The sequence below is a fragment of the Kitasatospora mediocidica KCTC 9733 genome, from assembly GCF_000744225.1.
GTDB lineage: Bacteria > Actinomycetota > Actinomycetes > Streptomycetales > Streptomycetaceae > Kitasatospora > Kitasatospora mediocidica.
Window position 1 is genome coordinate 323217 of sequence record NZ_JQLN01000003.1, and the last position, 14229, is coordinate 337445.

The window sequence follows — 14229 nt, forward strand, 5'->3', positions numbered from 1 at the left end:
AGCGCCCGCCCACGGCGGGGCCGGGTGGACAGGCGTGGACAGGACTGGACGGTCAACGCTGCCGCCGGGCCTGGAAAGTGGACAGCACCCGGACCAAAGCTGTGCGTCATGAAACTCCAGCGCACACCGACGGGCCGGGCGGCCCCCACCCCTGGAAACCCTGCTCGGCCGGGGGCCGTGCTCGCGGCGCTCGCCGCGGCCCAGTTCACGGTCATGCTCGCCACCTCGATCGTGAACGTGGCGCTGCCGCAGATCCGCGCCGGAGTGGGCCTGTCGGACGGCGGCACCACCTGGGTGGTCAACGCCTACGGCCTGGCGTTCGGGGCGCTGCTCCTGGCGGGCGGGCGGGCGGGCGACCTGCTCGGGCGCCGCCGGGTGCTGATCGCCGGCCTCGCACTGTTCGCGGTGGCGTCGGCGGCAGCAGGGCTGGCCACGTCCCCCGGCGTGTTGATCGCCGCCCGCGCCGTTCAGGGCCTGGGCGCCGCCGCCGTCGCCCCGGCCGCGCTCGCCCTGGCTATGGGCCTGTTCCCGTCCGGGCCCGGGCGTGGCAGAGCCCTGGGAGTGTGGGGCGCGGTCTCGGGAGCGGGCGGGGCGGGCGGCGTCCTGCTGGGCGGCGTGCTCACCCAGGCGTGGGGCTGGCCCTGGATCTTCCACGCCGTCGCCCTCGGGGCGGTGCTGGTGCTGGCCGCCGTGCCGGCCCTGGTGCCACGGACGGCCGGCCGTACGGGCGAGCGCTTCGACCTGCTGGGCACCGTGACCGTCACCCTCGCGCTGACCTGCCTCGTCTGGGCTCTGACGACCGCACGCGGCGCCGGTTGGACGGACGGCCGGGTGCTCGGCGCCCTCCTCGGCGCCGCCGCGCTGCTCACGGCCTTCGCCGTGCTCGAGGTCCGCCGGCCGAACGCGCTGATACCACCGCGGCTGTTCGCCACCGGCCGGGTCGCGGCGGGCAACCTGCTGATGGCGCTGCTGGGTTCGGTGTGGATCGCGCTGTTCTTCTTCCTGCCGCTCTACCAGCAGCAGGTGCTGCACTCCAGCGCCTTGGCCACCGGGGCCGGTCAACTTCCGCTCGCCGGTGCCAACATGCTCGGCGCCGCGCTCGCGCCCCGGATCTCCCGGCGGATCGGCACCACCGCGACCGTGACAGCGGCCCTGCTCACCGAGGCCGCCGGACTGCTCTGGCTGTCGCGGATCAGCGCCGACGGGAGCTATCTCGCGGACATCCTGGGGCCGAGCGTCCTGGTCGGCCTCGGCCTGAGCGTCGCCTTCGTGCAGCTCACCGCGCTGGCCGTGGACGGCGTGCCGCCGCAGGACGCGGGCCTGGCCGGCGGCTTGGTGAACACCACCCGCCAGGTCGGCGGTGCGGTCGGCCTCGCCGCCCTGGCCTCCCTGGCCGGCTCGGTCACCGCCCGCGCCGCCACCCACCAGGCCCCCGCACAGGCCCTCACCGCCGGCTACCAGGCCGCGTTCACGGTGTCGGCAGCCGTCCTGGCCGCCACCGCGCTCCTCGCGGTGCTCCTCACCCGCTGCACCGGCCGGCGGACCGCAGCCACCCCCGCACGCCCGGCTGCCCACCCACAGAACCCGCGAACCCCGGCCGTCCCCCGAACCGGCTGAACCGACGGATCAGCCACCCCACTCACACGGACCCGTCACCCGACAGCACCATCCCCTCGAAGGAGCGTCACCATGAAGTCCACCGCGCCGATCGACACCCCCCTCGACACCACCGCCTCCGCCGCGCAGCCCGGCGACCAGCCCCTGCCCGAGGTGGTCACCGCCTGGGCCGACGCGTGGAACGGCACCGACCCCCAGGCGCTCGGCGCCCTCTTCACCGCCGACGGCACCTACACCGACCAGGCCGTGGGCGTCACCTTCCACGGCCGTCAGGAGATCGCCGGCTGGAAGTCCCGCGCCGACAGCCTCATCGACGACGTCCACGTCATCGTGCACGCCGCCCACCGCGACGGCGACCACATCACCGTCGAGGCCTCCTACTGCGGCCGGCTCAAGGGCGCGCCCCAGCCCTTCGCCGTGCCGATGGCCACCCTTCTCGACCTCGGCGAGCACCACCGGATCACCTCCGACCAGGACTACTACAGCCTCAACGCCGTCCTCGCCCAGTCCGGCCTGCCCGCCGACTGGACCCCGCCCACCCCCTGACCGGCAGCCGCGAACCCGACGGGTTCCCGGCGCCTTCTCACCCGCCCGGGTCCTGTACCTGACAGTGCGTCACATCCACCGAAGAGAGACACCTGCCATGACTGTCGACAAGCCCTACCTGACCGGCCACTTCACCCCGGTCGCCGACGAGATCACCGCCGTCGGGCTCACCGTCGAGGGCACCCTGCCCCCGGAGCTGACCGGCCGACTGCTCCGCAACGGGCACAACCCCAAGCCCGGCGTCACCCCCACCCACTGGTTCAAGGGCAGCGGCATGGTCCACGGCATCCGCCTGATCGACGGCCGCGCCGAGTGGTACCGCAACCGCTGGGTGCACACCCCGGCCCTGGACGGCGCCCCCTACATGACCGAGCACGGCCCGGACCTGACCGCCAGCGCCGCCGGCACCCACGTCATCGAGCACGCCGGCCGCCTGCTGGCCCTGTGCGAGGCGAACCTGCCCTTCGAGCTCACCCGGCAGCTGGAGACGGTCGGCGCCTACGACTTCGACGGCAAACTGCGCACCGCGATGACCGCGCACCCCAAGACCGACCCGGTGACGGGGGAGCTCCACTTCTTCGGCTCCTCACCGTTCCCGCCCTTCCTGGTGTACTACGTCGCCGACGCCAAGGGCGAGATCGTCCACAGTGCCGAGGTCCCGGGTGCGACGGCCGCGCTCAAGCACGACTTCGCGATCACCCGCCGCCATGTGGTCTTCATCGAGGGCAACGTCACGTTCGACCCGACCGAGCACTCGGGTATCCCGTACGGGTGGAACGACGCCCAGCCCGCCCGCATCGGTGTCATGCCGCGCGGCGGCGACGGCGCCCGGCAGGTCCGCTGGTTCTCCATCGAGCCGGGCAACGTGCTGCACGTCGCCAACGCCTACGAGGACGGCCAGGGCCGCATCGTCCTGGAGGGCCCGACCGTGGACCGCGAGGGGTTCCGGCTCTCCTGGAACTGGTGGATCGGCGCACCCGGGCGCGGCACCGAGCCCGTCTCCCGTTCCTACACCCGGCGTTGGGTGATCGACCCGGTGGCCGGGACCGTGGACGAGCAGATCGTCGACGACCTGCCGGTGGAGTTCCCGACCCTCAACGAGGACTACCTGGGCGCCGAGAACCGCTACCACTACGCCGTCTCGTTCCCCGACGAGAAGGGCTTCGGCGGCTACGGCGTGGTCAAGTACGACCGCACCACCGGCGCCCGCCGGATCCACCAGGTCGGCGACGCCCGGATGCCGAGCGAGGCGGTCTTCGTCCCCGCGGCCGGCGCCACCGGCGAGGACGACGGCTACCTCCTCACCGTCGTCTCCGACCTCAAGCAGGACGCCTCGCAGCTGCTGGTCATCGACGCCTCCGGCCTCGACCGGATCGCCACCGTCCACCTGCCCCACCGGGTGAGCGCCGGACTGCACGGCTCCTGGGTCCCCGACACCGACCTCTGACGGAACCGGGTTTGAGCATCGCCCCGCACCCTGGGAGGCCGGCACGGCCGGTCTCCCACGGGGACGGGGCGGGAGTCACCCCCGGCCGGCGACGCCCTCACGGACGGGCGAGAAGTCCAGCGACAGGGCGGCCGGACCGCGGGTGTACAGGCCGGTCTCCCGGTAGTGGAAGCCGGGGCTGTAGCGGACCTGGTCGAGCCGGGGCAGCAGCAGCGCGGCCACGGTCTCGATCTCCGCGCGGGCGAAGGCCGCACCCACGCACTGGTGGAGCCCGGTGCCGAAGGACAGGTGCTGGGCCGCGGCGGTGAAGGAGCGGGCGACGCCCAGATCCGGGCGGTGGATGTCGAAGGTGTCCGGAGCGGCGAACGCGTCGGGATCGCGGTTTGCCGCGCCGATCATGCAGAAGACGGTGCCGCCCGCCGGGACGACGGTGTCGGCGAACACGGCGTCCCGCTCCGCCTGGCGGGGGATGAGCTGGACAGGCGGGGTGTACCGCAGTGTCTCGGCGATCGCGGCGGGCAGCAGGGCCGGGTCCCGGCGGACCTGCGCCAGCTGCCGGGGGTGGTCGATCAGGTGCTTGAAGAGGAGCGCGAGGGTCTTGTCGGCGGGCTCGACGGCGGCGATCAGCACGTTGATGACCAGCGCGGTGACGTCACGGGTGCTCATGGCGATGCCGTCGAACTCGGCCGTGCACAGCTGCGATATCAGGTCCGCGCCGGGGTGGCGGCGCCGTTGTTCGATGACGGGGACGAGGTAGCTCTCCAACTGCTCGGCGCAGTCCAGGCAGTGCCGACGGCGTTCGGGCGTGAGGACGACGCTGGTGACGAACTCGCCGACCCCGTCGAGCCAGGCGGCGACCTGCCGCCAGTCGCTCTTGTCCAGCCCGAGGACGTCGAGGGTCACGCGGACGGCGAAGGGCTTGCCGAAGTCGTTGACGAGGTCCATCCGTCCCAGGGGGAGGAACGGCGCGAGGAGTTCGGCGGCGTTGGCGTGGATGGCGCGGATCTGGTCCTGCAGGGCCGGCCCGGTGAAGCCCCGGACGACGATCTTCCGCTTGGCGGTGTGCTCGGCCCCGGTCATCTGCGCGAGGACCGGCCCGCGCATCACCGGCTCGGCGCGCACCTGCAGCGTCTCGGTGGTGAACGTCTCATGGTCGGTCAGCACCCGCTGCACGTCGCGGTAGCGGGAGAGGAAGTAGGCGTCGATCGCCGGCTCGTAGTGCACCGGTGACCGGTCCCTCAGCCGGGCGAAATGCCGGTGGGGAGCGGCGGCGAAGTCCTCGGACAGGATGCTGAAACGGGGATCGACCACGGGCATGGCGGGCGGGCCTCTCACGGGGAGCCGGCCCCGACGTACGGTGCGGGGGCGCGGCGGGGGCTTCGATGACGGCGGGCGGTCCTGACCGGGCCGGCCCGGGTGGGCGGTCAGGCCGTGGCGGCCGGGACCCGTCCGGCGTGCTCGGCGAGCAGCCGGTAGGCGCCGTTCTCCCGGCGGACGGTGCCGGCGGTGGGCTGCGGGAAGTGGGTGCCCAGGAGGAGCGCGTCGGTGTCCGCCAGGGCGTCGAGCATCCGGCCGCGGGTGCGGACCGCCTGGGCGGAGTCGATGTCGACGCAGCTGTTCACATGGGGGTGGGACAGCTGCACGGGGTGGTGGATGCTGTCGCCGGTGATCAGCGCCCGGCGGTCGCTGCCGCGCAGTTCCACGGCGACCTGTCCCGGGGTGTGGCCGGGGGCCGGGACCAGGAAGACGCCCGGCGCCACCTCGTGCCCGTGCTCGGGCACGTCCACGAGGTCGTACTGCCCGGCGTCGCTGACGGGGAGGACGGAGTCGCGGAACATCTGGCTGCGGGCCTCGTCCAGGTCGGTGGCGGCCCAGTGGTCCCACTCGGTGCGGCTGGTGAGGTAGCGGGCGCCGGGGAAGGCGGGGACCCAGTCCTCGCCGGCCAGGCGGGTGTTCCAGCCGACGTGGTCGGTGTGCAGGTGCGTGGTGATCACGAGGTCCACGGACTCCGGCGGGAAGCCCGCCGCCGTCAGCCGCTCCAGGAAGTCGGTGTCGAGACCGTTCCAGGCCGGGTTGGCGCGCGTCTTGCCGTTGCCGATGCCGGTGTCCACGACGATCCGCAGTCCGCCGGCCGTGACGGCGAAGCTGTGGCTCGCCAGCCGTGGGACGTCGGCGTCGGCGAAGTCGGGGCGTAGCCACGATGCCTCGTCCAGCACCTCTTTGGTGGCGTCCGGCAGCAGCCAGGGTCCGGTCTGTCGCGGTAGTTCGATCTCGTCGATGCGACGTACGACGATGTCGCCGAGGCTCCATCCGGTGCCGGTGGACGGGGTGGCCTGAGGGGACGTGGCGGTGCTCATCGGTGGGTCCTTCCAGAGGGACGAGACAGGGCGGGGTGGGACCCGGTCAGGCGGTGCGGCGCTGCCGGACGGCGCGGGCGAGGCCGGTCAGGGCCAGCAGGATGACCGTCGTGGCGTAGAGCCCGAGGGCGGTCCGCAGACCGTACAGGTTGGTCAGCAGGCCGGCGAGGACGGCGGGGATGCTCATGGCCAGGTAGCTGAGGATGTAGTAGCCGGCGAGCGTGCCGGCGACCTCGCCGGGGGCGGCCGGGGGCAGCAGCAGGCGCAGGGCGCCCTGGGTGACGGCGCCGAATCCCGCGCCCGCCAGGGCGGTTCCGGCGAACAGCGCAAGCAGGCTGTGCAGTTGCGGTCCGCTCAGGGTCAGCAGGGCTCCCGGGATCAGCAGCGCGGTGCCGGCGAGACTCACGGTGCGGGCGGGCAGCGCCCGGGCGGCGTGGCCGGCGGTGCCGGCCGCGGCCGTCAGGGTGAAGAAGACCAGGCCGCCGGTGGCGCGGGCGGCGTGCGGAGCGATCAGCTGGGCGAGCGAGGGGCCGAGCGAGGAGTAGAAACCGCCCAGCGCCCAGGCGGCGACGATGCCGGGTGCGGCGAGCGCCATGGCCGGCCGGGAGGCGGGGGCGACGGTGATCGCAGGCCGCAGCGAGCGCCAGGCGCCGGGGTGCGGGCGGGCGGTCTCGGGAGTGAGCAGGACCGCGGCGGCCTGCGCGATGAAGAGCACGAGCAGCAGCACGAAGACGGTGCGGGTGGGGGCGGGGGCGTACTGCACGAGGGCGGTGGCGGCCAGCACGCCGACCGCCATGCCGGCCACGGGGGTGATGCCGTTGGCGACCGTCGCCCGGCCCGGGCGCGCGGGGTCCTCGAAGTCGAGCAGGGCGGCTCCGGCGGCGCTGGTGGCCACACCGGTGGCCAGGCCCTGCAGGATCCTGGCGGCGATCAGCTCCGGTACCCCCTGGGCGGTGGCGAAGACGGCCATCGCGACGGCCTGCGCCAGCAGGGCGCCGGCGAGGACCGGGCGCCGGCCCAGGTGCTCCGAGAGCCTGCCCGCGGTCAGCAGCGCCACCAGCAGGGCGAGCGCGTAGGCGCTGAACACGAAGGTGAGCGTGATGGCCGAGAAGTGCCATGCGGCCTGGTAGAGCGCGTACAGCGGGGTCGGTGCGCTGGAGGCGGCCAACAGGGCGACCAGGACCGACGCGTGGAGCGGGAACGCGCCGCGGCGGCTCAGAACGGGTAGACGGCGGGGGGTGGGCAGCGGGGCGGTGATGACGCCGGCCATGGAAGCACCTCGGAGCTTTAAGGCGAATGCTTTGCGTTAAGAACTCTAGGCCTGTGCCGCCCTGAAACGCAAGTATTTAGCTTTTAGGTAGGGGTGCAGAGGGTTCAGGGTGGTCGACCGCCGCTGCCACCAGGGGGTCGGTGTAGGCCGCCGACAGGTCCGAGGGGCGGAACAGGATCCGGTACATCAGCGGGGCGACCAGGACGTCCAGCAGTCTCTCCACGTCGGGCACGGCCTCCCCGCGGCCGGCCGCGCGCACGCCGAGGACCTTCAACTGCTCGGCGGCGTAGTCGGAACAGCGCGCCGCGTTGCCCTGCTCGGGGTCGCCCAGCAGGGCGTCGCGGATGTAGGTGCGGCCCGCCGTCGAGGACATCTCCTCGGCGAACTGCACCGCCCACGCCCTCAGGTCCGCCCGCAGGCTGCCGTGGTCGGCCGGCGGAGTGTCGGGGCGCAGCCGCTCGACGGCCACGTCGGACAGCAGCTCCCGCAGGTCCCCCCAACGCCGGTAGACGGTGGACGGTGTGACTCCCGCGCGGGCGGCGATCAGGGGCACGGTGAGCGCGTCGCGCCCCAGTTCCGCCTCAAGATCCCGGACGGCCTGGTGCACGGACTGCTGGACGCGGGCGCTGCGCCCGCCTGGGCGCGTGGTTGCTCGGGCATTCATGCACCCAGCTTAACGAGAAGAAGTTGCGTTTGCCGGTTATCGAGCGCTGCCGAGGTTCCGGTCTCCTTCGGCGCCCTCGAGCATGAGGGTGGTCTCCTCGACCCGGCGGAAGCGGCCGTCCTCGGCGAACTCGGCGAAGAGGTACACCTCCATGCGGACGGTGGACCCGTCGGTCTTGGTGACCGTGACCGTGTGGCGGTCCGCGTAACGGTCGCCGTCGACGAGCTCGTCGTGGACGCTGATCGAGCCGCCGGCCACGATCGTGCGCAGGTGGGCTATGTGGCTGAGGAACGCGGTCCGGTCGTCCCAGCGGCCGTCGGTGCGCTGACGGTAGTCCGGGGCGAAGTGCCGGTCGGCGGCCTCGTTCAGGTCGAGCCCGGGGGTGAGGAGCAGGTCGGTGAGGGCGGAGCGGATGTCGGTGCGGTTCACGGGGATCCCTTGGGTGCGCGGGGAGTGCCCCGCATGACTTTCCCGTACGATAGCCCGCCGGGATGGGCGGGCCTGACGGGGTGCCACGCCGCTGTTCAGGGCGTCTGCGCGGTCCGGCCGGTGTCGCGGATGTCGATGCCGGGGATGACGGGGATGACGTCGATGGCGGGGATGACGTCGATGGGGATGCCGGCGGCCTGGGCGGCGGCGGTGCGTCGGTGCGTCGGCTTCGTCAGTTCCAGGCTGGACAGGTGCTTCTTCAGCCTCTTGGCCATCGGAAAGAAGGTCGCGAGAGTGAGCCCGCCGGAGACGACGGCCCCGACGACAGGGATCGCCTTGGAGACGGTCTTCGCGAAGGTCTGCTTGGTCATCTGGATGCCGAGGTAGCCCGCAACCTTCTTCACTACGGGATAGATGACGCCCTGGGTGAGCGCCTTCTGCGGCAGCTTCTTGGCGACCTGCTTCGATATCAGCTCCGCGACCCTCCCCACGGCGACGTTCGCCTGGTGGGTACCGAACATCACGCCGACGAAGAGCGTGAGCACTCCCTTGGTCGCGTCATCGAGGCTGTCGCCGTGGCTGTCCGCGTCCCCGTGGCTGCCGTTGTCGCCGTCGCCGGAGAACAGATCGGGCCAGCTGTAGAGGTAGGCGAGCTTCTGCGCGATGCGCAGCACGTGGCCGAAGTACTGGGCCAGGTCGGCGGGCACGGTAGCGGGAAGGAATACCAGGCCAGGCATCCCGGCAGCCGCGGAGAGAGCGCTGACCTTGGTGGTTTCGTAATGGATGGAGCTGTTGGCCGCTCTGTCCAGGATCTCGAGAGGGATGCCCGCTGCCGCAGGGGTCTGAGCGATTGCTCGGCGGATGTCGTCCTCGGAGCAATACCGGGCCAGTGCCTGCCGCAGGTATGCCTCCCTGTTGATCCGCACGCCCGGAAGGTTTGCTGCGCGCACCAGCACAGCGGAGAAGCGCAACTCCGGGTTCTCGCTCGCTCTGCTCGTGGCCATGGCAGGAACCTACAGCACCCGGGGAGGACCGGTGCCTGTTCCAAGCCGGCGCGAAACAGGGGCAAGGTCACTCCAACGAGTGAACCAGCGGCGGGAGTTGCTCCTGGGACGCACCGTTCGGCCCAGGATGGCGGCAGTCGAGAGCGCAGCCTTCCCCCGGTTCTCGTGCGGCCGACGGCCGCCGGTGGGGTGACGATCTGCGGCGCGCTCTCATCACCACCTGTGGGGGTTCCACCGTGCCGTCCGCTGTTCGTTCCGCTCGCACCACTCGTAGTACCCGCGCCACCCGCACGACCCGTTCCACCCGCGCCACCCGCCTGGTTCGCTCCACCTCGGCGCTGCTGGCCGGTACGGCTTTGCTGGCGCTGCCCACCGCTGCGAGCGCCGCTCCCGGCCAGGAGGGCGGCCAGGCCAACGCCGTGACCGCCGAACTCGCGCTGAACGTGAGCCTGTTGAACAGCGCCGTGCAGGTCCCGGTGGATATCGCGCTGAACAAGGTGCAGTCCCCGGCCCAGCACAGCGGGTCCATGCTGACCGCGACCGTGGGCGGTGTCGACCAGCAGGGACCGATCACCCTGGTCAAGGCGGACATCGGTAAATCGGTCACCCACATCGACGCCCAAGGGGCCGAGGCCTCCGTCCAGTTGGTCAACGCCGACGTGCACGCCCCGGGCCTGCCGCTGAGCACGCTGCTCGGCCTCCAGGCGCTCAGCAGCGAGGTCAGCTGCCCGGTGGACGGGCCGCCGACCGCCAAGGTGACCGCCCCTGCCAAGCTCACGGTGTTGGGCAAGTCCGTCACGCTCAGCCTGTACGGATCGACGCATGTCGCCGTGCCCGGGATCGGCAGCGTGGACATCAGCTACTCGCCGCACACCACGACGTCCACGACGGCGGCGGCTGCGGCGCTCGTGGTGAACGTCGCGCTGAACCCGCTTCAGCTCAATGTGGCGAAGGTGGACGGGACGGTCACCATCGCCTCGGTCAGCTGCGTGAAGCCGGGCGGGAGTGGGAGCGGGGGCGGGAGTGGGACGTCCACGGGCGCCGCGTCGGCGCCGGCCTCGGCGCCGTCCGCCGCGGCCTCCGGCCCGGCAGGTGCGCCCGTGGTGGCCGCAGTGGCGGACACCTCCGTGCCGCTCGCCGGCGACTCGCCCTCGGCGGTGTCCCCGTCGTCTTCGGCCAAGCCGACCACCGGGCAGTCGTTGGCCTTCACCGGGAGCAGTGGCACCGGGACGATCGCGGGTGGAGCGGCCGCCCTGCTCGCTGCGGGCGGCGGGGCGCTCTGGCTGACCCGGCGGCGCCGCTCGGCGGCCCACAAGGGCTGACAGAATCCGTCACCTGTCACCTGTCAGCCGCCACCTGTCAGTCGTCAGCTGCCACCTGTCATTAGTCAGTCGTCATCCGTCAGCTGAGGACGACCGGCTCCAAGTACAGGGTGTCCGTACCGCCGGCGTCCGCGCCCGTGGCCAGCCCGGCGCCCGGCCAGTTCATCTTGACCGAGTGGGTCTCCCCGGGAGGGGTGATGGTCATGGTGGTCACCTTGGCGCTGGGGTGGCCCTTGGGGTTGGTGCGGTACCAGATGGTGAACACGGCGATCTGCGCCTTGGCGAGGGTGACGGTGCTCGGCTGCTTGAAGCCGCGCGGCACCGAGGTGGGTCCCTCGCTGGTGGCCAGGTCGACCCCGGCGAAGCCGTTCAGGGTGCAGGTGTCGCCCTTGTTGCCGAACGTCACGGTGACCGAAGCCATGTCCGCCGACGGCGGAGCGGCGTTGCCCGCCGAGACGTCGGGGATCAGGTTGGCCGTGGTGCAGGCCGCAGCCGCCGCCGTGCCCGACCCGGAACCGCTCCCGGTGGAGGCCTTCGAGCTCGACGGGTGCGAGGACGGAGCCTTGGACCCCGTGCCACCCGAGGCTGACCCGCCGCCGGTCCCGCCCGTTCCGCCGGGGGCCGTGGCGCCGCTGGACGCCGTCACCGCCGGGCTGCTGCTCGCGCCGCTCGAACTGGCCGCCCCCGCCGTCCCGTTGACGTCGTCCTGGCAGGCAGTCAGCGCCAGCCCCGCCACGACCAGTACCGCAGTTGCCGCCAGGGCACGCTGAACACGCATCTGAAAGATCTCCCCGAGAGTGGTGGATCGCGGTCCCCGCCGCGGTCAGCAGAAGCCTCACACGGGGCGAATGTGGTGGTCCAGCTTGTGGGGGCTGCGGGGACAGAGCTGTGACGGTGTCTCGTTCCTGTCCCAAAGCGCCCGCCCGGGCGGCCAGGGCGAGCCCGCGTCACTCACCTGTCATGTCCGCTGGCACTTTCAGAGTGTGAGGGTGCCATTTCGGACAGTGGGTTCACATGCTGGTTACATAAGAGGAACAACGGGGAAACGGCGGCTTGCGACGCTACGCGGGCACCCACCACTCAAGTTGCGAGGTAACCGCCGTGGCAATCAAGGCCGAGTACATCTGGATCGACGGCACCCAGCCGACCGCCAAGCTCCGTTCCAAGACTCGGATCCTGGCCAACGCTGACAAGCTGCCGACCTGGGGCTTCGACGGTTCCTCCACCAACCAGGCCGAGGGTCACGCCTCGGACCGCGTGCTCGCGCCGGTCGCGTCCTTCCCGGACCCGATCCGCGGCGGCGACAACATCCTCGTCCTCTGCGAGGTGAACGAGACCGACGGCACCCCGCACGTCTCGAACACCCGCGCCCTGCTCCGCCCGATCGCCGAGCAGTTCGCCGCGCAGGAGGGCATCTTCGGCATCGAGCAGGAGTACACCTTCTTCAAGGGCTCCCGCCCGCTGGGCTTCCCCGAGGGCGGCTTCCCGGCCCCGCAGGGTGGCTACTACTGCGGCGTCGGCGCCGAGGAGGTCTTCGGTCGCGAGATCGTCGAGCTGCACATGGACCGCTGCCTCGCGGCCGGCCTCGCGCTCTGCGGCATCAACGCCGAGGTCATGCCCGGCCAGTGGGAGTTCCAGATCGGCCCGGTCGACGCGCTGACCGTCTCCGACCACCTGTGGGTCGCCCGCTACCTGCTCTACCGCACCGCCGAGGAGTTCGGCATCGACGCGACCCTGGACGCCAAGCCGGTCCGCGGCGACTGGAACGGCGCGGGCGCGCACACCAACTTCTCCACCAAGGCCATGCGTGAGGGCTACGACGCCATCATCACCGCCTGCGAGTCCCTCGGCGCCAGCCAGGAGATCGTGCTGGAGCACGTCAAGCAGTACGGCTTCGGCATCGAGTCCCGCCTGACCGGCCAGCACGAGACCGCCCCGTGGAACGTCTACTCCTACGGTGTCTCGGACCGCGGCGCCTCGGTGCGCATCCCGTGGCAGGTCGAGGTCGAGAAGAAGGGCTACATCGAGGACCGTCGCCCGAACGCCAACGTCGACCCGTACGTGGTGACCCGCCTGCTGGTCAACACCTGCTGCAGCGCGCTGGAGAAGGCCGGCCAGGTCTGATCCCAGGCCCAGGCTCCTGCTCTCAGCCCCACGCACGTGAGCGCCCGCTCGGTTCCCCTCCCCGCACGGAGGCGGACCGGGCGGGCGCTCCCGCGTGTGGGGCTGTCCGTCGGGCAGGGTGTGCGATCACTGCGCCGGGCGGTCCAGGCGCTGGGCCGCCGCCTCACCGCGACTGGCGACCGGCTGGATGCCGGCGGCCTTGCCGAGGCCGAAGGGGGGCATGGCGACGTAGACCGACTCGTGGCCGCCGGCTGGGACGACGTAGGTCTCGTGCCAGATGCCGACGGCGCCGGCGCTGCTGCGGGCCTGCCGGTTGAACGCCTGCCAGGCGGGGCGGTGCTTGCGGTCGGCCGCGGTGGCGTAGGCGAGTAGGTGGTCGGCGTCCTTCCAGTACTGGACCACGGTGATCTCGCGCAGCCCGCCGCCGACCATGGTGCGGGCGCCGAGCAGGCCGGCGTCGGGGTCGGCGAAGAGTTCGCGCAGCATCGCGGGCATCGCCTGGGCGACCGGCCACCACCGGCGCACGGCGCGCAGCCGGTTGATCCGCATCCCGATCAGGAAGACCACCACCCCGCCGTCGTGCGCGTCGGTGACTCTGGACTCGATGACCTGCGTGGACTGAGCGGCCTGGGCAGGCTGAGTGGGCTGGATGGGCTTGGCAGGCATGGCTACCTCCGGAACATCATGGGATAGCTTCACTATCCCCTGTTAGGATAGTGGCACTATCTCATCCACCCTGTCCAGGGTCCGGCGGTCTCGATCGGCGGTTTTCGAAAGGACGTCACGCCATGCGGCTGTCCGACCTGAGCGCCCGCAGCGGGGTGCCGACCGCCACGATCAAGTACTACCTGCGGGAGGGGCTGCTGCCGCCCGGTGAGCGGCTCTCCGCCTCGCGCTCCGAGTACGGCGAGGCGCACCTGCGCCGGTTGCGGCTGGTGCGGTCGCTGATCCAGGTGGGTGGGATGTCGGTGGCCAGGACGAAGGACGTGCTGCGCGCGGCCGAGGACGAGTCGCTGGACCAGCACGAGCAGTTCGGTGCCGCCCAGGTCGCGCTGCTGGGTGATTACGGTCCGCAGAGCGTCGAGTTGGAGCCGGGGCTGAAGGCTCGCGAGACGGTGGACGAGCTGCTGGCGGAGTTCGGCTGGGACGACTGCGGCAACACCCCGGCGTACTGGATGCTGATCGGTGCGGTCGCCTCGATCGAGCGCCTGGGATACCCCTGCGACCTGGCCCAACTACGGCCGTACGCGGCGGCGATCGAGCCGGTGGCCAGGTTCGACCTGGACGTGATCGCGCAGTATCCGGCCGGTGACGAGCGGCTGGAGGCCGTGGTCGCGCTCACCGTGCTCAAGGAGCCGGTCCTGCTGGCCCTGCGGCGCATCGCCCACGCCTACGTCTCCGGCCTGACGGCGGAGGCGGCGGCCGCCGCAGCCGACCTGACGTAACGTC

At 71.9% G+C, this 14229-nt stretch carries 14 protein-coding genes; 6 read left to right on the forward strand and 8 right to left on the reverse strand.

Annotation, left to right across the window (positions count from 1 at the left end):
- The first annotated feature begins 108 nt into the window (after positions 1-108).
- The 3 genes from BS80_RS06845 to BS80_RS06855 all read left to right on the forward strand — a co-directional run bounded on the left by BS80_RS06845 (position 109) and on the right by BS80_RS06855 (position 3610).
- Positions 109-1617 (forward strand): MFS transporter, encoded by a 1509-nt coding sequence (locus BS80_RS06845; RefSeq protein WP_083974332.1) that lies wholly within the window; start codon positions 109-111, stop codon positions 1615-1617.
- 72 nt (positions 1618-1689) lie between these two features.
- Positions 1690-2163 (forward strand): nuclear transport factor 2 family protein, encoded by a 474-nt coding sequence (locus tag BS80_RS06850; RefSeq protein WP_083974334.1) that lies wholly within the window; start codon positions 1690-1692, stop codon positions 2161-2163.
- Positions 2164-2260: 97 nt separating this feature from the next.
- On the forward strand, positions 2261-3610 hold the full coding sequence (locus BS80_RS06855; RefSeq protein ID WP_035794273.1) for a carotenoid oxygenase family protein: 1350 nt from the start codon (positions 2261-2263) through the stop codon (positions 3608-3610).
- 75 nt (positions 3611-3685) lie between these two features.
- Here BS80_RS06855 and BS80_RS06860 read toward each other — a convergent pair whose 3' ends face one another.
- The 6 genes from BS80_RS06860 to BS80_RS06885 all read right to left on the reverse strand — a co-directional run bounded on the left by BS80_RS06860 (position 3686) and on the right by BS80_RS06885 (position 9334).
- Positions 3686-4927, reverse strand: a complete 1242-nt coding sequence (locus tag BS80_RS06860; protein WP_035794276.1) for a cytochrome P450, cyclodipeptide synthase-associated — start codon at positions 4925-4927, stop codon at positions 3686-3688.
- A gap of 107 nt (positions 4928-5034) precedes the next feature.
- Positions 5035-5967, reverse strand: coding sequence for an MBL fold metallo-hydrolase (locus BS80_RS06865; protein WP_035794283.1), 933 nt, complete (start codon positions 5965-5967; stop codon positions 5035-5037).
- Positions 5968-6013: 46 nt separating this feature from the next.
- Positions 6014-7237, reverse strand: coding sequence for an MFS transporter (locus BS80_RS06870; RefSeq protein ID WP_083974336.1), 1224 nt, complete (start codon positions 7235-7237; stop codon positions 6014-6016).
- Between the two features lie 76 nt (positions 7238-7313).
- Complete coding sequence (locus tag BS80_RS06875) at positions 7314-7901, reverse strand: TetR/AcrR family transcriptional regulator (protein ID WP_051966217.1); 588 nt, start codon at positions 7899-7901, stop codon at positions 7314-7316.
- Positions 7902-7937: 36 nt separating this feature from the next.
- Positions 7938-8330, reverse strand: coding sequence for a nuclear transport factor 2 family protein (locus BS80_RS06880; protein WP_035794286.1), 393 nt, complete (start codon positions 8328-8330; stop codon positions 7938-7940).
- Between the two features lie 95 nt (positions 8331-8425).
- Positions 8426-9334 (reverse strand): hypothetical protein, encoded by a 909-nt coding sequence (locus BS80_RS06885; protein ID WP_035794288.1) that lies wholly within the window; start codon positions 9332-9334, stop codon positions 8426-8428.
- Positions 9335-9570: 236 nt separating this feature from the next.
- Here BS80_RS06885 and BS80_RS06890 point away from each other — a divergent pair, with 236 nt between their 5' ends.
- Positions 9571-10656, forward strand: a complete 1086-nt coding sequence (locus BS80_RS06890; RefSeq protein WP_157535978.1) for an SCO1860 family LAETG-anchored protein — start codon at positions 9571-9573, stop codon at positions 10654-10656.
- Between the two features lie 79 nt (positions 10657-10735).
- Here BS80_RS06890 and BS80_RS39075 read toward each other — a convergent pair whose 3' ends face one another.
- The gene (locus BS80_RS39075) at positions 10736-11434 is read right to left on the reverse strand and encodes a DUF4232 domain-containing protein (RefSeq protein WP_083974338.1); all 699 of its coding nucleotides are present in this window, start codon (positions 11432-11434) and stop codon (positions 10736-10738) included.
- A gap of 323 nt (positions 11435-11757) precedes the next feature.
- On the opposite strand from BS80_RS39075, the gene glnII reads away from it, so the two are divergent.
- Positions 11758-12780 carry a glutamine synthetase gene (glnII, locus tag BS80_RS06905; RefSeq protein WP_035794298.1) on the forward strand — a complete coding sequence of 341 codons (1023 nt, stop codon included), beginning with the start codon at positions 11758-11760 and terminating at the stop codon, positions 12778-12780.
- Between the two features lie 126 nt (positions 12781-12906).
- On the opposite strand, the gene BS80_RS06910 is transcribed toward glnII, so the two are convergent.
- Positions 12907-13446 carry a DUF4188 domain-containing protein gene (locus BS80_RS06910; RefSeq protein WP_051966224.1) on the reverse strand — a complete coding sequence of 180 codons (540 nt, stop codon included), beginning with the start codon at positions 13444-13446 and terminating at the stop codon, positions 12907-12909.
- A gap of 122 nt (positions 13447-13568) precedes the next feature.
- Here BS80_RS06910 and BS80_RS06915 point away from each other — a divergent pair, with 122 nt between their 5' ends.
- On the forward strand, positions 13569-14225 hold the full coding sequence (locus tag BS80_RS06915) for a MerR family transcriptional regulator (protein WP_051966228.1): 657 nt from the start codon (positions 13569-13571) through the stop codon (positions 14223-14225).
- Positions 14226-14229 lie beyond the last annotated feature (4 nt).

Excerpts from the sequence above, each read along its gene's own strand:
- BS80_RS06875 (WP_051966217.1), bottom strand. The coding sequence starts at position 7,901 with ATGAATGCCCGAGCAACCACGCGCCCAGGCGGGCGCAGCGCCCGCGTC.
- BS80_RS06850 (WP_083974334.1), top strand. The coding sequence starts at position 1,690 with ATGAAGTCCACCGCGCCGATCGACACCCCCCTCGACACCACCGCCTCC.
- BS80_RS06845 (WP_083974332.1), top strand. The coding sequence starts at position 109 with ATGAAACTCCAGCGCACACCGACGGGCCGGGCGGCCCCCACCCCTGGA.
- BS80_RS06910 (WP_051966224.1), bottom strand. The coding sequence starts at position 13,446 with ATGCCTGCCAAGCCCATCCAGCCCACTCAGCCTGCCCAGGCCGCTCAG.
- BS80_RS06885 (WP_035794288.1), bottom strand. The coding sequence starts at position 9,334 with ATGGCCACGAGCAGAGCGAGCGAGAACCCGGAGTTGCGCTTCTCCGCT.
- BS80_RS06870 (WP_083974336.1), bottom strand. The coding sequence starts at position 7,237 with ATGGCCGGCGTCATCACCGCCCCGCTGCCCACCCCCCGCCGTCTACCC.
- BS80_RS39075 (WP_083974338.1), bottom strand. The coding sequence starts at position 11,434 with ATGCGTGTTCAGCGTGCCCTGGCGGCAACTGCGGTACTGGTCGTGGCG.
- BS80_RS06915 (WP_051966228.1), top strand. The coding sequence starts at position 13,569 with ATGCGGCTGTCCGACCTGAGCGCCCGCAGCGGGGTGCCGACCGCCACG.
- BS80_RS06865 (WP_035794283.1), bottom strand. The coding sequence starts at position 5,967 with ATGAGCACCGCCACGTCCCCTCAGGCCACCCCGTCCACCGGCACCGGA.
- BS80_RS06860 (WP_035794276.1), bottom strand. The coding sequence starts at position 4,927 with ATGCCCGTGGTCGATCCCCGTTTCAGCATCCTGTCCGAGGACTTCGCC.
- BS80_RS06855 (WP_035794273.1), top strand. The coding sequence starts at position 2,261 with ATGACTGTCGACAAGCCCTACCTGACCGGCCACTTCACCCCGGTCGCC.